The 20,114-nt window shown below is 52.3% G+C and carries 19 protein-coding genes; 12 read left to right on the top strand and 7 right to left on the bottom strand.

Going from position 1 to position 20,114, the window contains the following annotated elements:
* Window positions 1-16 precede the first annotated feature (16 nt).
* Together ACQGQ5_RS06105 and ACQGQ5_RS06110 are read right to left on the bottom strand one after the other, a co-directional pair.
* Window positions 17-2,329 (bottom strand): ABC transporter permease, encoded by a 2,313-nt coding sequence (locus ACQGQ5_RS06105; protein ID WP_455735671.1) that lies wholly within the window; start codon window positions 2,327-2,329, stop codon window positions 17-19.
* The gene (locus tag ACQGQ5_RS06110; protein ID WP_455735672.1) at window positions 2,323-3,024 is read right to left on the bottom strand and encodes an ABC transporter ATP-binding protein; all 702 of its coding nucleotides are present in this window, start codon (window positions 3,022-3,024) and stop codon (window positions 2,323-2,325) included. The genes ACQGQ5_RS06105 and ACQGQ5_RS06110 overlap by 7 nt, the downstream gene beginning before the upstream one ends.
* Window positions 3,025-3,356: 332 nt before the next feature.
* Here ACQGQ5_RS06110 and ACQGQ5_RS06115 point away from each other — a divergent pair, with 332 nt between their 5' ends.
* A complete protein-coding gene (locus ACQGQ5_RS06115) occupies window positions 3,357-3,917 on the top strand; it encodes a TetR/AcrR family transcriptional regulator (RefSeq protein ID WP_455735673.1) in 561 nt (186 codons plus the stop codon).
* 147 nt (window positions 3,918-4,064) lie between these two features.
* Here ACQGQ5_RS06115 and ACQGQ5_RS06120 read toward each other — a convergent pair whose 3' ends face one another.
* Together ACQGQ5_RS06120 and ACQGQ5_RS06125 are read right to left on the bottom strand one after the other, a co-directional pair.
* Window positions 4,065-4,970: a CFI-box-CTERM domain-containing protein gene (locus ACQGQ5_RS06120; RefSeq protein WP_455735674.1), complete on the bottom strand. Its 906-nt coding sequence runs from the start codon at window positions 4,968-4,970 to the stop codon at window positions 4,065-4,067.
* Window positions 4,967-5,356 carry a metal-dependent transcriptional regulator gene (locus ACQGQ5_RS06125; protein ID WP_455735675.1) on the bottom strand — a complete coding sequence of 130 codons (390 nt, stop codon included), beginning with the start codon at window positions 5,354-5,356 and terminating at the stop codon, window positions 4,967-4,969. The genes ACQGQ5_RS06120 and ACQGQ5_RS06125 overlap by 4 nt, the downstream gene beginning before the upstream one ends.
* 176 nt (window positions 5,357-5,532) lie before the next feature.
* On the opposite strand from ACQGQ5_RS06125, the gene ACQGQ5_RS06130 reads away from it, so the two are divergent.
* The 9 genes from ACQGQ5_RS06130 to ACQGQ5_RS06170 all read left to right on the top strand — a co-directional run bounded on the left by ACQGQ5_RS06130 (window position 5,533) and on the right by ACQGQ5_RS06170 (window position 16,267).
* Window positions 5,533-7,131, top strand: a complete 1,599-nt coding sequence (locus ACQGQ5_RS06130; protein WP_455735676.1) for an ABC-F family ATP-binding cassette domain-containing protein — start codon at window positions 5,533-5,535, stop codon at window positions 7,129-7,131.
* Between the two features lie 75 nt (window positions 7,132-7,206).
* Entirely contained in the window at window positions 7,207-8,073 is an 867-nt protein-coding gene (locus ACQGQ5_RS06135; protein ID WP_455735677.1) for a MurR/RpiR family transcriptional regulator, read from the top strand.
* A 171-nt stretch (window positions 8,074-8,244) separates the two neighbouring features.
* Entirely contained in the window at window positions 8,245-8,688 is a 444-nt protein-coding gene (locus tag ACQGQ5_RS06140; RefSeq protein WP_455735678.1) for a MarR family winged helix-turn-helix transcriptional regulator, read from the top strand.
* Window positions 8,689-8,719: 31 nt separating this feature from the next.
* Window positions 8,720-10,096, top strand: a complete 1,377-nt coding sequence (locus ACQGQ5_RS06145; protein WP_455735679.1) for a citrate/2-methylcitrate synthase — start codon at window positions 8,720-8,722, stop codon at window positions 10,094-10,096.
* A 178-nt stretch (window positions 10,097-10,274) separates the two neighbouring features.
* Window positions 10,275-10,769, top strand: a complete 495-nt coding sequence (locus tag ACQGQ5_RS06150; protein WP_455735680.1) for a phosphatase PAP2 family protein — start codon at window positions 10,275-10,277, stop codon at window positions 10,767-10,769.
* A gap of 228 nt (window positions 10,770-10,997) precedes the next feature.
* Window positions 10,998-13,526 (top strand): glycyl radical protein, encoded by a 2,529-nt coding sequence (locus ACQGQ5_RS06155; RefSeq protein WP_455735681.1) that lies wholly within the window; start codon window positions 10,998-11,000, stop codon window positions 13,524-13,526.
* Window positions 13,527-13,709: 183 nt separating this feature from the next.
* Window positions 13,710-14,498 carry a propanediol utilization microcompartment protein PduB gene (gene pduB / locus ACQGQ5_RS06160; RefSeq protein ID WP_455735682.1) on the top strand — a complete coding sequence of 263 codons (789 nt, stop codon included), beginning with the start codon at window positions 13,710-13,712 and terminating at the stop codon, window positions 14,496-14,498.
* Between the two features lie 33 nt (window positions 14,499-14,531).
* Window positions 14,532-14,810 (top strand): BMC domain-containing protein, encoded by a 279-nt coding sequence (locus tag ACQGQ5_RS06165; protein ID WP_141825982.1) that lies wholly within the window; start codon window positions 14,532-14,534, stop codon window positions 14,808-14,810.
* 275 nt (window positions 14,811-15,085) lie between these two features.
* Window positions 15,086-16,267, top strand: a complete 1,182-nt coding sequence (locus ACQGQ5_RS06170) for a MalY/PatB family protein (protein WP_455735683.1) — start codon at window positions 15,086-15,088, stop codon at window positions 16,265-16,267.
* 110 nt (window positions 16,268-16,377) lie between these two features.
* On the opposite strand, the gene ACQGQ5_RS06175 is transcribed toward ACQGQ5_RS06170, so the two are convergent.
* The 3 genes from ACQGQ5_RS06175 to ACQGQ5_RS06185 all read right to left on the bottom strand — a co-directional run bounded on the left by ACQGQ5_RS06175 (window position 16,378) and on the right by ACQGQ5_RS06185 (window position 18,085).
* Window positions 16,378-16,821: a metal-dependent transcriptional regulator gene (locus ACQGQ5_RS06175; protein WP_455735684.1), complete on the bottom strand. Its 444-nt coding sequence runs from the start codon at window positions 16,819-16,821 to the stop codon at window positions 16,378-16,380.
* A 155-nt stretch (window positions 16,822-16,976) separates the two neighbouring features.
* Complete coding sequence (locus ACQGQ5_RS06180) at window positions 16,977-17,399, bottom strand: MarR family winged helix-turn-helix transcriptional regulator (RefSeq protein WP_455735685.1); 423 nt, start codon at window positions 17,397-17,399, stop codon at window positions 16,977-16,979.
* Between the two features lie 83 nt (window positions 17,400-17,482).
* A complete protein-coding gene (locus tag ACQGQ5_RS06185; RefSeq protein ID WP_455735686.1) occupies window positions 17,483-18,085 on the bottom strand; it encodes a TetR/AcrR family transcriptional regulator in 603 nt (200 codons plus the stop codon).
* 132 nt (window positions 18,086-18,217) lie between these two features.
* Between ACQGQ5_RS06185 and ACQGQ5_RS06190 the strand changes: the two genes are divergently transcribed.
* Both ACQGQ5_RS06190 and ACQGQ5_RS06195 read left to right on the top strand, forming a co-directional pair.
* Window positions 18,218-19,330, top strand: a complete 1,113-nt coding sequence (locus ACQGQ5_RS06190; protein WP_455735687.1) for a hypothetical protein — start codon at window positions 18,218-18,220, stop codon at window positions 19,328-19,330.
* Between the two features lie 533 nt (window positions 19,331-19,863).
* The gene (locus tag ACQGQ5_RS06195; protein ID WP_455735688.1) at window positions 19,864-20,034 is read left to right on the top strand and encodes an antitoxin VbhA family protein; all 171 of its coding nucleotides are present in this window, start codon (window positions 19,864-19,866) and stop codon (window positions 20,032-20,034) included.
* The last annotated feature ends 80 nt before the right edge of the window (window positions 20,035-20,114 follow it).

Here is a 20,114-nt window from a genome sequence, read left to right on the forward strand (position 1 = left end):
GTTCCTCCATCTATTTTTATTCGACGCTTTTCAGCGCTTCAAGCATGTCGATCTGTTTCATTTTCCGGGCTACGACATTGTTGACGATCCAGGCGAAGCACAGGGTCAGTATCCCGGCGATCAGCACGTCCGGCAGCGTGATGCTGCCCAGAAGGTCCATCTGTTCTCCCATTTTGCTTGCGATCAGCCACGACAGATACCGCCCTACGGGAATACCGGACAGCATGCCGAGCAGCACGGAAAAATAATTTTCAATCAGCACCAGATTCTGAATTTCCCGGTGGCGGAAGCCGAGTACCCGCAGCGTCGCAAGGTCGCGGATCCGCTCGGCAAAATTGAGGATGCCGGTATTGTACAGCACCACAAATGCCAGCGCCGCGCCCATAACGATCATCATGATCACCGCGAGGTTCACCACCTGTGTGCTGGAAGCAAGACCGGACTGCTGGTTTTCACGTGTCGTCGCGTCCGCCACCGCGTCGCTTGCCAGGAACCTTTGGTCCGGCGCGCCGTTCCATTTCACGAGCAGGGCCGTCGGCTTGAAGGTCTCCCCGAGGGATTTCCAGTAGGTATCGGTCATGTAAATTCCCTGGCCGGAGGCAAAGTAGGCCGTCTGTACGATCGGTACGGAGACATATCCTTCGTTCGTGCGCTTGATCCGGATGCTGTCTCCCGGCTGGACCCCGAGCGTCTCACACAGCTTGCGGCTCATAAGGATCCCGTTTTCCGGCAGGGAAACAGGATCTCCGGCGACGTCCTGCAGATGGATCAGGGGGCTGTCGCCGGTTGTGATGGTGATCGGCTCCATTTTCCGTTCGCCGTCCGGGGCGATCACCCCAATGGCGGATTCCTCCAGCTGCTGTACGACCCCGTCCAGCCCCAGGTTGCTAAGGTAGCGGGAATCGGTCTTTGTGGTGTCGAGGATGATCTTCTGATCATAGACAAAGGTGGACTCGTACATTTGCTCGCTGATCCCCGAAAGCATGCTTTGGACTCCCAGCGCCGCAATAATCACACCGGTGCAGCCCATGACGCCGACGGTGCTCATGATGAGACGGCTCTTGTTCTTCAGGGTGTTCCGCGCAATCAGCTTGCTGCTGAACTTCATTTTCCGCCAGAGGGACGGCAGAGCTTCCAGAAAGATGTGGTCTCCCTTGTTCGGCGGCTTTTCCCGGAGAAGCACCGCGGGGGTGTTCCCCTGAAGCTTCCAGCAGGCGTAAAACGAAATGCCTCCCGTGCACAGAAGGATCAGAAGGAGGGCAAACGCAAAGTGCGCGAAATTGACGCTGATACGGTAGTCGGAAAACGTCAGCTTCATCCGCGGCACCAACCACCTGCCAAAGAGGTTTGGCCCCGCCGCAAGGCCGGTGAGCGCGCCGAGCGCGCCGACCATGACTCCGTAGGAGGCGTAATGCCAGAGGATGCTCCGCCTGCTGTAGCCCAGAGCCTTCAGGATCCCGATCTGACCGCGCTGGTTTTCCACCAGCCGTGTCATCGTACTCTGCGTGATCAGCGCGGTGATGAGGAAAAACAGAAGCGGGAATATGAAGGAGAGCGACTTGATCTGCTGAACCCGGCCGCTCACACCGCTGACGCTGCTGTTGTCTTTCTGAAGGGTCATGCCGATGAGGCCGTCGCCGATGACGGCGTTCGCTTTTTGTTCCACCTGTATCAGATCGGTGCCCGGCGCGGTTTTTACGCTGATCTGGTTGTAGACCTTCTGCCCGTAAACGCTCTCCAGCATGCCGGAGCGTATCACCGCGAAACCGTATGCGGCCGGATCCGGCATGACGGTGGCGGAGTTTTTCAGGGCGAAAACCTGCTCGCTGTTCAGCGCCAGCCCGTCGATCGGCAGGCGCAGCCAGACGCCGTTCAGCTTGACGGAGATCCGGTCGCCGACTTTCAGGTTGTGCGCCTTGGCAAAGACGCTGTCCAGCACCGCGCCGCCGCTTTTGCCGAATTTCCCCTCCTGCATCTCCGGCTGGTCAAGAGAGCTGCGGTCACTGAGCGCGTAAATGTGCAGGGTGGGGTTGCCGGGCAGATCCGTATCCGCGTCGGCGGAAAAGCGCTTCTCCGCCTGCGTTACCCCGTCGATCTGACGGATGCCCCAGAGCTGCTGTTCCGAGGGATTCTGCACGGTCACCCAAAAATCGGAAAGGTTTGTCGCGCGGTACATGGCGTCCGCGTGGTTCTGTACGGTAAACCAGATGCTGTCGAGGCCCGTCATCAGGGAAACGGCCAGCGCAGCCATAATGAAAATCGAGATAAACTGCGCTTTCGACTTCTTCATGTCGCGCAGGGATTTCCTGAACAGGGCGCCCTTTACCATAGGATTTCCTCCACCTCTTTGGGGTGCTCGTGAAATTCCGTTTCGGCGATTTTTCCGTCCCTCATATGCAGCACCGTCTGGGCCATCTCGGAAATCGGCGCGTTGTGCGTGACGATGATGACCGTCTTGCCAAGGTCGCTCGCAACGTCGCGGATGAGCCGCAGGACTTTGCGCCCTGTCTCGGAATCCAGCGCGCCGGTCGGTTCGTCGCACAGCACGATCTGCGGGTTTTTCGCCAGCGCCCGCGCGATGGAGACGCGCTGCTGCTCGCCGCCCGACATCTGGCTGGGAAAATTGTCCATCCGCTTTTCAAGGCCGACGCGCCGCAGCATTTCCCGGGCGTCGAGCGGGTCGGCGCAGATTTCCTCGGCAAGCTGCACATTTTCCAGCGCCGTCAGATTCGGAACCAGATTGTAAAACTGGAATACAAAGCCGATCTGCGTGCGGCGGTAGTCGGTAAGCTCCCGCTCCGACATACCGGAGACCTCGTTTCCGTTGACGATGATCCTGCCGGCGGTCGGCGAATCCATGCCGCCCAGCATGTTGAGCACCGTGGTTTTTCCCGCGCCGCTCTGCCCGAGCACCACGTTGAACGTGCCGCTGCCGAGGCTGAAGCTGACGCCGTCCACCGCCCTGATCACGGCGTCCCCGACGCGGTATTCCCGCTCCACGTTTTCAAATGTGATAAAATCCATGAATGCTCTCCCTTGTTATGTAACTGCTTCTATTAAAATGACGGATTTCCTTTGGATCCTGGCCCGGATGGGACCAATGGCCCGATCCGCCGGGATGCCCCGGCCGCACTCCCCCGCGCATGAGGATCGGCGGCAATATTCGAAAATTCCTTCCAGGAAATCCATACTCATTCTTGACATTCGGTTAGAAACTCATTATAATGACACTGTGTTTATTTTGCAACCGTCAGATGTTTATAGATTGTAATGTTTGCGACAAAATCCGTATTACTGTTGATTTCAGAACAGAATCCATTGCATTCGATTGTTAACTGAGGGGAGAGACGCGCTTTATGAAGGAAATGAAAGAGAGCCGAAAAACGCGCTATACGCGCATGACTTTGCAGGACAGCCTGTTTGAACTGATGGGAAAAAAGCCGATTACAAAAATCACCATCAAAGAGCTGTGTGAGAACGCGGACATCAACCGTACGACTTTCTATGCGTATTATACCGACCAGTACGACCTTCTTCGCAGGATTGAGGACGAGACGCTTTCCTGGGTGAAGGAGGCGCTCACCAGTCTGATCGGTAAAACGGACAAATACGAATCAATGGAGGTCCTCGAAGGGATTTTCCAATACTTTGCCGAGAACAGAAAGCATATTCAGGTCCTGATGAGCGAGCAGGGCGATATCGATTTCCAGAAGCAGCTGTTCACCCTGATCTATCAGGAATGCGGGATTTCTCCCTCGGCCACAGCGGATGCGAATGTAAGCATCAAAGAGGATTATTTCGTATTTGTCGTAAACGGAAGCATCGGCCTGATACAGTACTGGCTTAAAAACGGCCTGAACAGGTCCGTGAAGGAAATGGCTGAAATTATTTACAGCATGTCTTCCCGGATCAGGTAAGCGGCTGTGCCCCCGGGCTTTGCAGCTTTATAAAAAATCGGATGATAAAAAAACCCGATTGTTATTCAGTATGTCATACTGAATAACAATCGGGGGGCTGTTCAGCAACGCGGGACCGCGCGCTTTCCTATGCTTTTTCAATGCCGCTCAGCTCAGCCATTTTTGTTCGAGAGCCGTCATCATTTCTTCGTATCGCTCCGCGCATTGCCGCGGGTTTCCGTCCTCCAGCGATTTCAGACAGGGGGACAGGTGCTTTTCCCAGATTTCCCGGTAGACGGCCTGACGGTTGTCCGCCCGGTCGATTCCGCTGACGATCATCGGGGCGAAAAGATAGTATTCGCCGATTTTGGCTTTGCCCCGCGGCGCGGCCGCAAGCCAGCCGTCGCGGAAACGGCGGAAAGCGTTCAGCTCCGGGCAGTCGTCCCCCTTGCCGAGCGAGGAGCAGACCGCGGTGGTGATAAAGCACAGCTTTTTTCGGAAGCCGCCGCTGATGGTGTCATAGTCTGATTTTCCCAGCGGGTTTTTGGGGTAATGCTCGTTCCAGACCTTTAAAAAGCTGTCCGCAAGCGCTTCGGCGGCGGGAGTGTGCTGTTCCAGGATGGCGGGCACCGTAAAGGCCACGATCATGTAGCGGTATTCAAAGAGCCGGGGGTCGCTTTCTTTTTTGATCCCGCTTTCTTCCATCTTTTTCCGAAAACGGTCAAAGAGAACGTTCGCAAAGAAGCCGGGCGCTTCGTCCTTGCCCGCCGCGGCAAGGCAGTAGGCTTTCAAAGCGGGGGAAATCAGGCTGTTGTATTTTTCAAACTCGGCGGGGTAAACGTTCTGCCTGACGTTTTTAAACCCGTTTTTCACGATGAAGCTCTCGTCCTTTAAAAGGGAAAAGGCTTCTTCCATCAGCCTTTGATAGTCGCCGTCCGCTGCCGGGCCGGTTTCCGGGAGCAGCGATTTCACATGAATGGGCTGCGCGCAGTACATGCACACAATATCCTCCGCGTCCTCCGGCACCTGCAGTTCTTTTTTGCAGTGAGGGCACAGTGCGGTGATATAATTCATTCGGCACCTCCGTCGCGGCTATGCTCCCGCGTATATTGCCTGATACGGTCGAAGCTTTCTTCGCTGATAATATGCTCGATACGGCAGGAGTCCTGCAGGGCGATGTCGCTGCTGACCCCGAGGGTCATTTCCAGAAACTGCGCGATCAGGTTGTGGCGCTCGTACACGGAGCCGGCCTTTGCGCGCCCCAGCTCCGTAAGGACCAGGTTGCCGTTCGATTCCATGGTAAGGTAGCCCGCCTCTTTTAAAATACTCATGGCCCGGCTGACGCTTGCCTTGGTAAAATCCAGGTAATTGGCAACGTCAATAGAACGGACATACCCGTTTTTGTTCTGTAAAATCAGTATGGTTTCAAGATAATTTTCGCCCGATTCCTGTATTTTCACCGGTATACCTCCTAATTGGCGCGAAAATGCGGTTTCTATTTTTCATATTGTAGCATTGTTCCTCAAAAATGACAAGCGTTATTGCGATTAGTTCATAATTTCCGCTATATTTTTCTGAGCGGTTTTATGTTAAAATATAAAAATATATCTTTTTCTATTTTCACATTGGAGGAACTATGATTACTGTATCCGACCTTGGCCTTGGGTTTAACGGCCAAAACCTGTTTTCACACGTCAATCTGTTGTTTACCGCCGGGAACTGCTACGGTGTCATCGGGGCGAACGGCGCGGGAAAATCCACCTTTCTGAAAATTCTTTCCGGCGAACTGGAGCCCACGAAGGGCGACGTTGTCATTGACCCCCGCCTGCGGATGTCCGTACTCAGGCAGGACCACCACGCCTACGACTCCTATACCGTTTTTGAAACCATCCTGATGGGCAACGACCGTCTGTACGAAGTGAGGAAACAAAAGGACGCCATTTACGAAAAAGAGGACTTTACCGACGAGGACGGAATCCTCGCCGCGGAGCTGGAAGCGGAATTTGCCGAGCTGAACGGCTGGGAGGCCGAAACCGAAGCGGGGAAGCTTCTGCAGGGGCTTGGCCTGGACAATGCGCTGCTGGATTCCGTGATGGGCGCCCTCACGGGAACGGAAAAGGTCCGCGTCCTGCTTGCCCGCGCGCTGTTCGGTCAGCCGGACATCATTCTTCTGGACGAGCCGACCAACGACCTTGACAATAAATCCATCGCCTGGCTGGAAAGCTTTCTGATGGATTATGAGGGAACGGTGATCGTGGTGTCCCACGACCGTCATTTCCTGAATAACGTCTGTACCCATATCGTCGACATCGATTTCAATAAAATCAGGATGTATGTGGGCAACTACGATTTCTGGTATGAGTCCAGCCAGCTGATGCAGCGCGTCATGCGCGACCAGAACAGGAAGGCCGAGGACAAAATCAAGGAGCTGCAGAACTTTATCCAGCGCTTTTCCGCCAACAAGTCGAAATCAAAGCAGGCGACTTCCCGGAAGAAGCTGCTGGAGAAAATTTCCGTCGAGGAAATGCCCGCGTCTTCGCGCCGGTATCCCTACGTCGGCTTTACCATGGACCGTGAGCCGGGCAAGGAAATTCTTGAGGTCACGGACCTTTCCAAAACCGTTGACGGCGTGAAGGTGCTGAATAACGTCAGCTTCCGCGTAAACAAGGGCGACAAGATCGCCTTTGTCGGTTCCAACGAGATCGCCAACACCACGCTGTTTAAAATCCTGATGGAGGAGCTGGAACCGGACGAGGGCACCTTCAAGTGGGGCGTTTCCACCAGTCAGTCGTATTTTCCCCAGGATAATTCCGCTTATTTCAACGGCTGTGAGGAAAGCATCCTGAAATGGCTGGAGCAGTATTCCAAGGACACGACGGAAACGTATCTGCGCGGCTTTCTGGGGAAGATGCTCTTTTCCGGCGAGGACGTTTTAAAGCCGGTAAACGTGCTTTCCGGCGGCGAAAAAGTGCGCTGTATGCTTTCGCGCATGATGATGTTCGGCGCCAATGTCCTTGTGGCGGACCAGCCGACCAACCATCTGGACCTGGAATCCATTACCGCCGTGAACAACGGCCTGACGGACTTCAAGGGCGTGGTGCTGTTCGCTTCCCACGACCACCAGTTTGTCCAGACGATCGCGAACCGTGTGATCGAAATTACGGAAGACGGCCTCATCGACCGTATTTCCACCTATGACGAATATCTGGAAGCGCGCGACGGCATCCTCTCTTAAAAATCATCTGTAAAAAGCCGGGGCGGACAGACCAACAATCCGCCCGGCCATACCGCTGTGGAAGGGGACGGAAAGATGGCAAACGGCGACTTTCTTTTAAAAATCAACGCCCGGTACAACCTTTTTACAAAGGCCGAAAAAAAGGTGGCCGATTATGTTCTTCAGGACCCGAAACGGGTTTTGTTCCTGTCCATCACCGACCTTGCGGAAGCGTGCGGGGTGGGGGACACCAGCGTGTTCCGGTTCTGCAAAACCATGCAGCTTCAGGGTTATCAGGAGTTTAAAATGCTGCTTTCGCTGAGCATCTCGGAGGATGAGGACGGCAGCCGGATCGCGTCCATGCTGTCGGGCAAAATCACGCAGGAGGACACCCTTGAGGACGTAGCCAAAAAGGTGCTGCAGACCAATATCAACGCGCTGAACGAAACGTATTCGCTGCTGGACTTTGAGGCGCTGTCCCTGACCGTCGACGATATGATCGGGGCGGAGCAGATTTATTTTTTCGGCGTGGGCTCGTCCCTGCTGACCGCTATGGACGCGGTGGACAGATTTGTCCGGATTACGCCGAAGGTCCACAATTACGCCGACGCGCATTTACAGGCAATGGCCGCTTCCATCCTTTCGCCGGAGGATCTGGCGTTTGTCATTTCCTATTCCGGCGCCACAAAGGACACGATCCAGGTGGCGCAGCAGGCAAAACAGGCGGGCGCCAGGGTGGTCTGTATCACCCGGTTCGCAAAATCGCCGCTGACCGCGTATTCCGATGTGGTGATTTTGTGCGGTACGAACGAGGGCCCGCTTCAGGGCGGTTCCACGTCGGCCAGAATCAGCCAGATGCTCCTGATCGACCTGATCTATATGGAGTATTTTAAACGGACCTATGACGAGAGCAGCGCCAACAAGCGGAAAACCTCCGGTTCCGTTTTAAAGAAGCTCTGTTGAACAGAGGTTACGGCATACCCTCGCCGGACGGCGGGGGTATTTTTTGCCCCCTTTCTCAAAATTAACAGCGCGTTCACAGAATTCCGGTTGAAATACGGTCTTCAAAAAGTTATACTATGAAAATATCAACAAATGTTTATTATCATGAAAAGTTTATTAAGGGTGTGTGAAATGGCGAAGCAGCAGGCCGATGAAGATCTTTTGCATTTTCTGATTTGTGTCCAAAGGGCGTTGACAAAGCCTTTTGAAGATCGTTTCAGGGGAAAATTTACAAGCCTGCAGCTGAACGCGCTGTGCGTTCTTTGCGCGAACGGACCGATGACGATGAGCGAGCTGGCCGCCAGCCTGCATACGCCGCGCCAGCAGATGAGCCGCATGATTGAAAAGCTGTATGAGGAAGGCCATATTGTGCGGAGCCTGGACACAAGGGACAGACGAAAAATACGGATTTCCGTTTCGGAAATCACCGCAAGGGAAATCCGCAACGGACGCGAAAAATTTGACGAAGCGCTGAAATCGGCTATGGACGGCTTCAGCGAAGCAGATTATCAGGATTTTAACGCCGCGGTTCGCATTGTTAACAGAATTCTCACCAAAATTCCCCAAAGGGAATAGCGTATAATGTAAAGAAAAGGAGATATGAAACATGGAGAAAAAAGCAAACGCAGACTTTTTTACGGTCACTCCCGAAATTCTGGAACTGACGGACCTTTGTAAAAGCCACAGTACGATCGAACCTTCCCTGTTTGCCAAGTACGACGTGAAGCGCGGCCTGCGCGATATTAACGGAAAAGGCGTCCTGACCGGTTTAACCGAAATATCGGATATTATTTCTTCGAAGGAAGCCGACGGCAAAAGCGTGCCCTGCGAAGGGGAGCTGTATTACCGCGGCATCAATATTCAGGATATTGTGCGCGGCTTTATCACGGAAAACCGCTTCGGCTTTGAGGAGACGACCTATCTGCTCCTGTTCGGCGAACTGCCGGAGGAGAGCAGGCTGCGGGAATTCAAAGGGCTCCTTTCCAAATACAGGACCCTGCCCACCAACTTTGTGCGCGACATTATCATGAAAGCGCCGTCGTTCGATATGATGAATACGCTGGCGAGAAGCGTGCTCACTCTGTATGCCTACGATGAAAGGCCGAACGATACCTCGCTGCCGAATGTGCTGCGCCAGTGCCTGGAAATGATCGCGCTTTTTCCGCAGCTCGCGGTCTACGGCTATCAGGCCTACGCCCACGACATGGACCCGAACTACAGCTTCTTCATCCACGCGCCCAAGCCGGAGCTCTCCGTGGCGGAAAATATTTTGTACATGCTTCGGATCGACAATCAATACACCGCCCTGGAAGCCCGCATCCTTGACCTTGCTCTTGTCCTGCACGCCGAGCACGGCGGCGGCAACAATTCCAGCTTTACCACCCACGTGGTCGCGTCCTCCGGCACGGACGCCTACTCGGTCATTGCGGCGGCGCTCAGTTCGCTCAAGGGGCCGAAGCACGGCGGCGCAAACATCAAGGTCATGATGATGTTTGAGGATATGAAGCAGAATATCGACGATTGGGAGGACGAGGACAAAGTCGCCGACTACCTGAGCAGGCTGCTGAATAAGCAGGCGTTTGACCGGGCCGGCCTGATTTACGGGATGGGCCACGCGGTTTATTCCCTTTCCGACCCGCGCGCGAATATTTTCAAGAAGTTTGTCAAGAGCCTTTCCGAAGAAAAGGGCCTTACCAGGGAATACAAGCTCTATTCTCTGGTTGAGCGGCTGGCGCCGGAGGTAATTGGACGCGAGCGCAAAACCTATAAGGGGGTCAGCGCGAACATCGACTTTTACAGCGGGTTCGTCTACCATATGCTCGGCCTGCCGCCGGAGCTTTTCACCCCTGTTTTCGCCATGGCGCGTATCTCCGGATGGAGCGCGCATTTACTGGAGGAGCTGATCAACGTCGGCAAGATCATCCGCCCCGCGTACAAGAGCATATCCATCCACAGGGACTATGTTCCCCTCCACGAAAGATAAGAGCTTCTTTACGGATAAATCCTGAAAAATTCAAACGGCTGACACTCCGCAAACCGGAAGGTCAGCCGTTTTTTGTCCGACGATCCCCCGGCCCCGCCGGGGAAGGACCTGAGGGCGGCCCGGAACAGCCCCGGTTTGTCAAATAAGCCGAGGCGTGACCGCGGAAAGGATATTTTTATTGAATAAGGAACGATATGATAAAATCAGGCAATGGTTTTTCCTTCATCCGGTACTGTTAAGCGGCATGAAGCGATGGAACCTCTGGCTGCCGCGGATTGTTTACTGCGCGTATCCCGCCCTGCTGGCGGTGCTGGCCGTTCGCAGGGATGGGCGCTTCTTTAAGGTGCTGCTGATACCGGCGGTCGTTTTCGGCGCCGTGACCGTGATGCGAAAGCTCTGGAACCTGCCGCGTCCGTATGAAAAGTTGGGGATAGAGCCGCTGATCCCCCGCGAAAAGAAAGGACAGTCTTTTCCGAGCCGGCACGTGGCTTCGGTCACTGTTATCGCAGTTGCCTGCTGGTATATCTGGCCTCCCATCGGGATTGCAATGTCGGTGATCGCGCTGCTGATTGCCGTTATCCGGCCCCTTGCCGGCATCCATTTTCCCAAAGACGTGATTGCAGGGATGGCGTTTAGCCTCCTGACCGGAATCGTCGGGTTCTGGCTTGTATAGAATGAACGGCTGAAGCTGGAGGTTTTGTATAAAAACCTTATGGATTTGAACAAAATAATGTCTGGATTTTCCATAAAAATTGTTCCTGTATCCTTTTTTCCGGTTTGCAATTTACCGCTTAATGGTTTGGATTTCACTCCCTGTTCTGTACAGAATTCTCTATAATAATAGATGGTAAGTTGTCTTGTGTACAAACAAGTGTTTTATTTTGTAAGGGAGGTCAACAACGTGTTAGAAAAAGGATTTTCCAAACCGACCGCCAGAGTAGAACGGCTGAAGGACATGATCATTCATGCGAAGCCCTGTGTGGAATCCGAGCGCGTGATTCTGATTACCGAGTCCTATCAGGAAACGGAGGGGCTCCCCATCATCATGAGGCGGGCAAAGGCAGTGGAGAAGATTTTCAACGAGCTGCCCGTGACGATCCGTGACGGGGAACTGATCGTCGGTTCCATGACGAAGAACCCGCGTTCGGCGGGAATCTATCCCGAATTTTCCTGTGAATGGGTGGAAAAGGAATTCGATACCATGACCGGCCGTCTGGCCGATCCTTTCATCATCTCCGGGCAGACCAAAAAAGAGCTTCATGACGTTTTTGCCTATTGGAAGGGAAAAACGGTCAACGAGCTGGCCTCTTCCTATATGTCGCAGGAAGCAAAGGACGCGATGGCGGCGGGCGTCTATACCGTCGGAAACTACTTCTTCGGCGGAGTCGGCCACGTGAACGCCGACTATGGCAAGGTGCTGAAGATCGGCTTCCGGGGGATTCTTGCGGAAGTGGTCGAAGCCATGGAAAAGCTGGATAAGCTGGATCCCAACTATGTAAGAACCCAGCAGTTCTATCATGCCCTGATTATTACATATTGCGCGGCGATCACGTTTGCCCACCGCTATGCGGCGAAGGCAAAGGAGCTGGCCGCGTCCGAATCCGATCCCGTCAGGAAAACGGAGCTTCTTCAGATCGCCCGCAACTGTGAGCGGGTGCCGGAATGCGGCGCGACCAATTTCTACGAGGCCTGTCAGTCGTTCTGGTTTGTTCAGGCGATGATCCAGATCGAGTCGAGCGGCCATTCCGTTTCCCCGGGGCGCTTCGACCAGTATATGTATCCGTATTACGCCGCGGATCAATCGGTTACCGAGGATTTCGCGAAAGAGCTGATCCACTGCCTGTGGGTCAAGTTCAACGACGTCAGCAAAATCCGCGACGAGGTTTCCGCGCAGGCGTTCGCCGGTTACGGCGGGTTCCAGAACCTTTGCGTCGGCGGGCAGACCCCCGGCGGGATGGACGCCTCCAACGAGCTGTCCTACCTCTGTATGGATGCCTGCGCCGCCGTGAAAATGCCGCAGCCTTCCTTCTCGATCCGCGTATGGCAGGGGACTCCCGACGAATTCCTTTATCGTGCCTGCGAGCTTGCCCGCCTCGGGCTCGGCGTGCCGGCCATGTACAATGACGAGGTCATCATCCCGGCCCTGGAAAACAGGGGAGTATCCCTGGAGGACGCCCGCAATTACGCCCTGATCGGCTGTGTGGAGCCGCAGTGTCCCCATAAGACGGACGGCTGGCATGACGCCGCCTTCGTCAATGTCGCCAAAATACTGGAAATCACCCTCAACAACGGAAAAGTCGGCGGTAAGCAGTTGGGGCCCGTCACGGGAGACCCGACCGAATGGAAATCTACCGACGACCTGTTCGCGGCATTTAAGAAACAGATTGAGTATTTTGTCTATTATGTGGCGGAGTCGGACAACTGCGTGGATGTCGCGCATACGGAAAGATGTCCTTTGCCGTTCCTTTCCGCTTTGGTGGACGATTGTATCGTCAGGGGCAAATCGCTGCAGGAAGGCGGAGCCGTCTACAACTTTACCGGTCCGCAGGCATTCGGCGTTGCCGACTGCGGCGACTCCATTTATGCGATGCAGAAAAATATCTTTGAGGATAAAAACATTACGGTTGCCCAGCTGAAGGAAGCGATGGACGCGAACTTCGGTCATGGTGACGGCTGCGCGCGGCCGGCCTCCTCTTTGACGGAGGAAGAAATTGACAGAAGGATGTACCAGGCTCTTACAAAGCTGGCGGGATGCCACTGCGGAATTGATCTGGCCTCTCTCAGAGACCGGGTAATGTCGGAAATCCAGGCTCCCCCCGCAGAGGATTACGAGTATATCCGCAAGCTGATGGACAGCACGCCGGGTTATGGAAACGACATTGACGAGATCGATATGATCGCGCGCAAGTGCGCGCTGCTCTACTGCAAAGAGGTCGAAAAGTACCGGAATCCGCGCGGCGGACTCTTCCAGCCCGGAATTTATCCGGTGTCGGCAAACGTCCTGTTCGGAAAGGACGTCGGAGCCATGCCGGACGGCCGACTCGCAAGGCAGCCCCTGGCGGACGGCTGCTCCCCCAGACCGGGCAAAGACGTCAAAGGCCCCACGGCGGCGGCGAATTCCGTTGCCAAGCTGGACCACACGCTCGTTTCCAACGGAAGCCTTTACAATATGAAATTCCTGCCCTCCGCCATTGCGGGTGATACGGGACTAAAGAATTTCGCCTCCGTTGTCAGAAGCTATTTTGACCATAAGGGCCAGCATATCCAGTTCAACGTCGTAGACAGGGAGACCCTGCTGGCCGCTCAGAAAAATCCCGACGATTACAGGGATCTGGTGGTGCGTGTCGCCGGATACAGCGCACACTTTGTGGTGCTGGCAAAAGAGGTCCAGGACGATATCATCAGCCGTACGGAACAGACCTTCAGCTGAAATCCTTTCTCAATCCTTTAGCAGGCAATGTGAAAGCGTTTGTGTGCGCCGTGAAACGCGGCAGGAAAACCGTCGCGCTTTCACACTGCCTCCTTCTGTAACAGAGGCGTTTCAGAATACCATCTGTTGCTTGTGGAAATTTCATATTTGTCATCATATTATATCGTAATGGGAGGATAGGCAATGGACCAGCAATTAATCAATAAGGTAGTGCAGCAGGTTGCCGACGAACTGAAAATAAAACCTGAGGAAAAAGCAGCGGAAAGCGGCACACCTTGCAGTTCACTGGGAGTGACGGAATTTGTGGGCACAGCCGTGGGCGATACGATCGGATTGGTCATCGCCAGCGTGGACCCGATGCTTGTCGACGTAATGAAGCTCGGTAAATACCGTTCGATCGGGATTATCGGGGGGAGAACGGGGGCAGGCCCGCAGATTATGGCGGTGGATGACGCCGTCAAAGCAACCAATACGGAAGTGATCACGATCGAGCTGCCCCGGGATACGAAGGGCGGGGCCGGTCACGGCGATTTGATCTATATCGGAGCGGAGGATGTTTCGGACGCGAGAAGAGCGGTGGAGATCGCCCTGGCCAGCCTTCCGAAATACTTCGGCGATGTTTACGGCAACGACGCCGGGCATCTGGAATTCCAATATTCGGCAAGAGCCAGCCAGTGCCTGGAAAAGGCGTTCGGGTCCCCGGTGGGGAAAGCGTTCGGCATGACCTGCGCGGGCCCCGCCGCGATCGGCACGGTTCTGGCGGATGTGGCGGTCAAGGCGGCGAACGTGGACGTGGTCTGCTACAGCTCTCCGGGCAACGGCGGAACCAGCTACTCAAACGAAGTGATCCTGATCTTTACGGGGGATTCCGGCGCCGTACGGCAGGCTGTCAGGGCGGCCAGGGATGTCGGCCTGAAGCTGCTCGGCGCTTTGGGCACCGAACCACAGTCAACCACTCATCCATATATTTAACAACACTAAAGCTACAATGAAGGAGGTTTACACATGAACTCTGATGCACTGGGTATGATCGAAACACATGGACTCGTACCGGCAATTGAAGCGGCCGATGCCATGGTCAAGGCGGCAAACGTCACCCTGGTCGGCTACGAAAAGATCGGTTCCGGGCTGGTGACGGTGATGGTACGCGGAGACGTCGGGGCCGTCAAGGCCGCGACGGACGCCGGAGCGGCTTCCGCCAAAATGGTCGGCGAAGTGGTCTCCATCCACGTCATTCCCCGTCCCCATTCGGACACTGAGAAAATTATTCCTCATATGGACTGACAGCCGAAAGCTTTATAATCGTATCAGCCCGGCCTGCTTTCCCAAAAGAGTAAGGATATTCAAGCCATATCAGAAATCCTCCTGCCGCAGTTTTGATTCTGCGTCAGGGGGATTTTTCGCAATGCCCTTTTCAGGGCTTTATTCAGGATTGACTTTTTTAACGGCTTCCTGTATTATTAACATATATAATTAGTATGCTATTTATGAATTCAGATGCTGATGGAAAGAAGGACGCTTCCGTCAGAAACAACGGAATTTTCACAGGAGGAATCGAAATGAGCAGTCAGTTTGATGAGGTAATAGAGAGAAAGGGTACGAATTCCCTCAAATATGATTTCGCCGCCGAAAGCGGAAAACCGGAGGACGTTTTGCCCCTTTGGGTAGCCGACATGGATTTTAAAACGTCTCCTTTTATTATCGAAGCTTTACAGAAAACCGCCGGGCATGGAATTTTCGGTTATTCCGAAAGCAAACCGGGCTATTTTGACGCCCTGCAAAGCTGGTATGACAAATATTTCGGTTGGAAGCTTCAGAGCGACTGGCTTGTAAAAACGCCGGGCGTTGTTTTCGCAATCTGTATGGCCGTCCGGGCCTTGTCGAAGGAAGGGGACTCAGTGTTAATCCAGCGCCCGGTGTATTACCCGTTTTCCAAGTCCGTTCTGAACAACGGCCGGAAGCTGGTGAATAATCCGCTCGTTTACCGCGACGGAAAATACCGGATCGATTTCGAGGATTTTGAAGAGGAAATCGTTCGGAACAAGGTGAAAATTTTTATTCTTTGCAACCCCCACAATCCGGTCGGCCGCGTGTGGACAAAGGAAGAGCTGGTCCGCTTAGGCGATATTTGTGTAAAGCACGGGGTCTATATTGTATCCGACGAAATCCATGCGGATTTCGTTTTCGGGGGACACCGCCATTCCGTTTTTGCAAATCTGAAACCGGAATACCTGGAGAGAACCGTCACCTGCACGGCGCCGAGCAAGACCTTTAACCTGGCGGGCCTGCAGGTGTCCAATATTTTGATCGCCAACGGGGAGATCAGGAAAAAATTTCAGCTTGAGATCGACCGGACCGGCTGTTCCGAGCTGAATACAATGGGGCTTGCCGCCTGTCAGGCGGCCTATGAAAACGGCAGGCCGTGGCTTGAGGAGCTCAAACAGTACCTTGCTGAAAATCTTGCGTTTACCAGGAATTTTTTGTCTGAAAAACTGCCGCAGATCAAAATGATCGAACCGGAGGGGACTTATCTGGTATGGCTCGATTTTTGCAGGCTCGGTCTGGACGACGGGCAGCTGGAAGATTTGATTGTGAATCGGGCGAAGCTGTGGCTGGACAGAGGGTCCATTTTTGGACCGGAGGGGAAGGGCTTTGAGCGGATCAATATCGCCTGCCCGCGGGCGACCCTGCAAAGGGCGCTGCTGCGGTTGGAGCGGGCGGTGAATCGGACGGAAACCTGACAACCCCGCGCCGGAAAGAGCTCTCCGGCGTTTTTCCGTTCGACAGCGCTAAAAATAAGCAGCGTTGCACCTATTCCATTAGACAAACGAGAGCATTGCATCCGGATACATCAAAACTCATCTTCTTTCTGTGGCGCTTTCGCCAATACCAGCGTACCGGAATCACTGGTATTATGCTCTTGTCCATATGCCATGCAAAGTTTATCAAACGATTCTTGACTCAGACAATGCTCCAGTTTACAGGCTTCTTTATCCGCCATGGCGGGATCGATTCCGGCGTTAATCAGCATTTGTCTGAAAAAGCAATGCTGCTCATAGATTTTGTCAGCTATTTCCGTTCCGCTTTCCGTCAAATGGAGTAGGCCTTCTTTATCCGCCTCCAAAAGACCTTCGCCAATCAACGAATTAATTGCCACGGTAATGCTTGGCTTTGTATAGCCGAAATAATCGGCCAAATCCACACGTCGTACCGACCCTTTCGTTTTGCTAAGGATCAAAACGGCTTCAAGGTAATCTTCTCCCGATTCGTGCAGATGAGCGGTTTTTGTCAGCATAAAGAATGCCTCCTCAACAAATGATGCATCCACAATTCATACCGGATTCTTCCGGCAGTTTCATTGTCCATTGTTCAGCTTACTAACAGTAAAAACTAATTTCGTTAGCAATAATCGTTTTAATTAACCTACGACTTATGCCGTAGGTTTTTGTTTTATTTCTCTAAAGCCATCTGTAAAAGCTTTTTCCGAATCCTAATGTATGCCTCGGCATCTTCGGGGCCGAGGTATTCCAACATTTTCGTCAAACCGTCTAACAGTGCCGCCCGATCCTTTTCAATCAAATGAGCGCCTTCATCCGTTAGCCTGACGATGACCTGACGGTTATCCTGCGCATCTGCGGTTCTGGTAATCAACCCGTCTCTTTCAAGCTGCTTTAATATTGCTGCGATCCGGGCGGTGCTGACCATCATGCTTTTACTCAGGTCCTTTGGATAAGCTTCATTATTGTTGGACGCTAAATAATTCAGCGCAAAATTTTCACCGACTATCATTTTTGAAAGCCGGCGTTCCGCTTGCACCTGAGGCATATTCGCCCATATGTCTAACAGTCTTCCCGCCATATTTTGATAATCCATGTTCTTACTCCCTAATAGAAATAGCTAATTTCATTAGGAATATTAGCATAACGGATCCCGTTTGTCAAGCGTTTTTTCACAATTTAGGCGTTTGAGTCATACTTATCAAATATGTTGATCGGTATGCCTTTCACAATTCTGAACACAATTTGCATGAATTCGTTTTTCGTTTCACGAAATCCACTTTTCACCCACTCCGTAATTAAACTGTTTGTCATACTGATCAGGGCGGCTAACGCGTAATTTTGAGGGATGGATAATCGCTGAATAAAATGCTCCCGCTCCCAAACTGTTCTGCTCATCTCGTTAAACTTGACGGCAAAAGCGGGGTCCCCTTTGTCGCTTTGCAATAAGGTAAAAAGCTCGCCATTGTCGTATACATAGTTCACGAACAGGGAAAAAAAAGATTTTATTTCCTCCCAGCTGATACGGCTTGCTTTGAATGCGTCGTTGGGCGCGGCTTTTGTAATCTCTATCAGAGACGACAACAGTTCGTCTTCCATCTTATTCAGCAAATCATATTTGTCCGCATAATGAATATAGAATGTGCCCCGGTTTATTTCCGCGCGTTCAATGATTTTTTTTACAGTTACGTTTGAAAACCCTTCCTCCCGCATTAGTTCAAGGAATGCTTTTTTGATTGCTTTTTCTGTTTTAATAACGCGCAGATCCGTTTTTTTCTCCATGAATATCCCTTTCAAAAGATAATGAATACTTTTCAAAAATCTGATTATTGTAATTACTGTCTCATGACATTATAATCTACACGTGAGCAATAATCAATATGTGTTTAATATTTTTAAGGAGGCCTATTTACCATGGAAAAGGTAAGATTTTTAAACAGACCGGAAGATTTTGAACGGTTGGGCATAAATCCCAAGGTTGTAGAGCCCTGGGAACACGGCAGGCGGAGGGACGCGGAAATTCCTCTGGCTATGGAAAACTGGTATTTTGACTCTATTATGGACGATGGAACCAAGGCCGTCGTAGTATTCATGACCAAAACCGGCGATAAGCGCCATCTGCCCGTGGACAGCCCCAATCTGCGCATCCAGCTCACTGCGCCGGATGGGAGGCATTTTGATGATGCGTTCTATCCGCCAGTGGAGGAATGCGAGACACGCAAAGGCGAGTGCTACGTCAAATACGGGCCCCACAGCTTCATTGGCGATCTGACGGACTGCGATATTTCAGTCAGCCCTGTAAACGGCATTGGGTGCGAGCTGCATCTTCACGGCCTGACAAAACCCTTCCGCCCGGGGACCGGATATATCGCTTTTGGCGACGACGAAGCCAAGGAATACACCTGGCTTACCTTCCCGCGGTGCGAGGTAACGGGCACCCTCATCTATGATGGAAAAGCACATGAAGTTCACGGGACGGGCTACCACGACCATCAGTTCCATAACAGCGACTCCATGAGCATCATCCACCACTGGTTCTGGGGACGCGGCTCTCTGGGAGACTACACGACCGCCATCTTTGACATTGTCGCCAACGAAAAATACGGTTTCAAGCATATTCCCGTTTTTTGCGTGATGGATAAGACTGGCGAGGTCATTTTCGACGGGACCGAGCACGGCGAATGCAAGATCAAAGAATTGTATTGGTCGGAGCCGGCCAAAAAATACTTCCCCAAAGTCGTTGAATTTGTATATGAGAACAACGGAAAGAAAGTGAATTACACAGTCGAATGGCAGCAGGAGATCGAGGTCAGGACCCCCGAAAACATTTATGGTAAGGATAATGCGGAACTCGCGGCAAAACTTGATAAAATGGGCCTTGATCCGTCGTATATCAGATATCGGGGAACCGCTGAACTGGTTATTGCCGAAGAAGACCACGTTATGAAGACATCCGGCGATACCATTTTTGAATTCGCATATTTCGGAAAATATGACAAACGGGCGCAGATCGAACTCGATTCTTAAGCCCGCGTGATTGCCGTAATCATGGATATTATCGATTGCTTAATCTCGAACTGGTATTAGGCGGTTTCGGACGGTCCTTGGCGAAATAGAAAAAGAGAAAAAAACAACAAAAAAGTACGGTATAATTGTCTGTTTTAGCAATTATACCGTACTTTTGCGTGGTCGAGGTGACTGGATTCGGGTGTTGGCACGCTGTACCCGCGTTCCGCGAGTCCCTCCGTTTTTCAGATCTTCAAAAGGGCTTCCCGTTTCTCCCGACCTGCACCGTCTGTTTCTGCTTACCAATCGCTTTGCCATAGAAAAAAGGGCCCGCGTCTGCGGACCCTTTTTTCTATGGTAGGAAGTAACGGAGACTCTACCGGGAACCACTGCCACATTGAAATCCGTGTAAACGGAAAAGCTGTTGATCCGATGGGTTTCCTAAAGTAGAAACTGTTATTTTTTCTCTGCTTTAGGCACTCTTTTTTTGCTGAAATTCTTTGATAAATGAGCCGGAAAGTGCTATAATATAATTAATAAAAGGAGGCTTTCCAATGGATCGTATAGAGAAAATTATAGGTGAAATCAATGGTACTTTAGCTATAGAAGGAATGCCTTTAACAGAAGGTGACAAAGACATGCTCCGAAGATGCATGAATGGCGAAACTTCTACAGATGAAATGATTAAGCGTCTTATTAAACAATATACCGTAATACCTGAGTAGGTGAGTATCATGAATGATTATCAATATGAGTATGAATGGGATAGCAAATATTGTTATCCCAATTCTTTTACCTTAAAAAA

Source organism: Caproiciproducens sp., assembly GCF_053840905.1.

Bases quoted from the DNA above. Each gene is read 5' to 3' on its own strand.
- ACQGQ5_RS06105 (WP_455735671.1), bottom strand. From the start codon at position 2,329: ATGGTAAAGGGCGCCCTGTTCAGGAAATCCCTGCGCGACATGAAGAAG.
- ACQGQ5_RS06110 (WP_455735672.1), bottom strand. From the start codon at position 3,024: ATGGATTTTATCACATTTGAAAACGTGGAGCGGGAATACCGCGTCGGG.
- ACQGQ5_RS06115 (WP_455735673.1), top strand. From the start codon at position 3,357: ATGAAGGAAATGAAAGAGAGCCGAAAAACGCGCTATACGCGCATGACT.
- ACQGQ5_RS06120 (WP_455735674.1), bottom strand. From the start codon at position 4,970: ATGAATTATATCACCGCACTGTGCCCTCACTGCAAAAAAGAACTGCAG.
- ACQGQ5_RS06130 (WP_455735676.1), top strand. From the start codon at position 5,533: ATGATTACTGTATCCGACCTTGGCCTTGGGTTTAACGGCCAAAACCTG.
- ACQGQ5_RS06135 (WP_455735677.1), top strand. From the start codon at position 7,207: ATGGCAAACGGCGACTTTCTTTTAAAAATCAACGCCCGGTACAACCTT.
- ACQGQ5_RS06140 (WP_455735678.1), top strand. From the start codon at position 8,245: ATGGCGAAGCAGCAGGCCGATGAAGATCTTTTGCATTTTCTGATTTGT.
- ACQGQ5_RS06145 (WP_455735679.1), top strand. From the start codon at position 8,720: ATGGAGAAAAAAGCAAACGCAGACTTTTTTACGGTCACTCCCGAAATT.
- pduB (WP_455735682.1), top strand. From the start codon at position 13,710: ATGGACCAGCAATTAATCAATAAGGTAGTGCAGCAGGTTGCCGACGAA.
- ACQGQ5_RS06165 (WP_141825982.1), top strand. From the start codon at position 14,532: ATGAACTCTGATGCACTGGGTATGATCGAAACACATGGACTCGTACCG.
- ACQGQ5_RS06170 (WP_455735683.1), top strand. From the start codon at position 15,086: ATGAGCAGTCAGTTTGATGAGGTAATAGAGAGAAAGGGTACGAATTCC.
- ACQGQ5_RS06175 (WP_455735684.1), bottom strand. From the start codon at position 16,821: ATGCTGACAAAAACCGCTCATCTGCACGAATCGGGAGAAGATTACCTT.
- ACQGQ5_RS06180 (WP_455735685.1), bottom strand. From the start codon at position 17,399: ATGGATTATCAAAATATGGCGGGAAGACTGTTAGACATATGGGCGAAT.
- ACQGQ5_RS06185 (WP_455735686.1), bottom strand. From the start codon at position 18,085: ATGGAGAAAAAAACGGATCTGCGCGTTATTAAAACAGAAAAAGCAATC.
- ACQGQ5_RS06190 (WP_455735687.1), top strand. From the start codon at position 18,218: ATGGAAAAGGTAAGATTTTTAAACAGACCGGAAGATTTTGAACGGTTG.
- ACQGQ5_RS06195 (WP_455735688.1), top strand. From the start codon at position 19,864: ATGGATCGTATAGAGAAAATTATAGGTGAAATCAATGGTACTTTAGCT.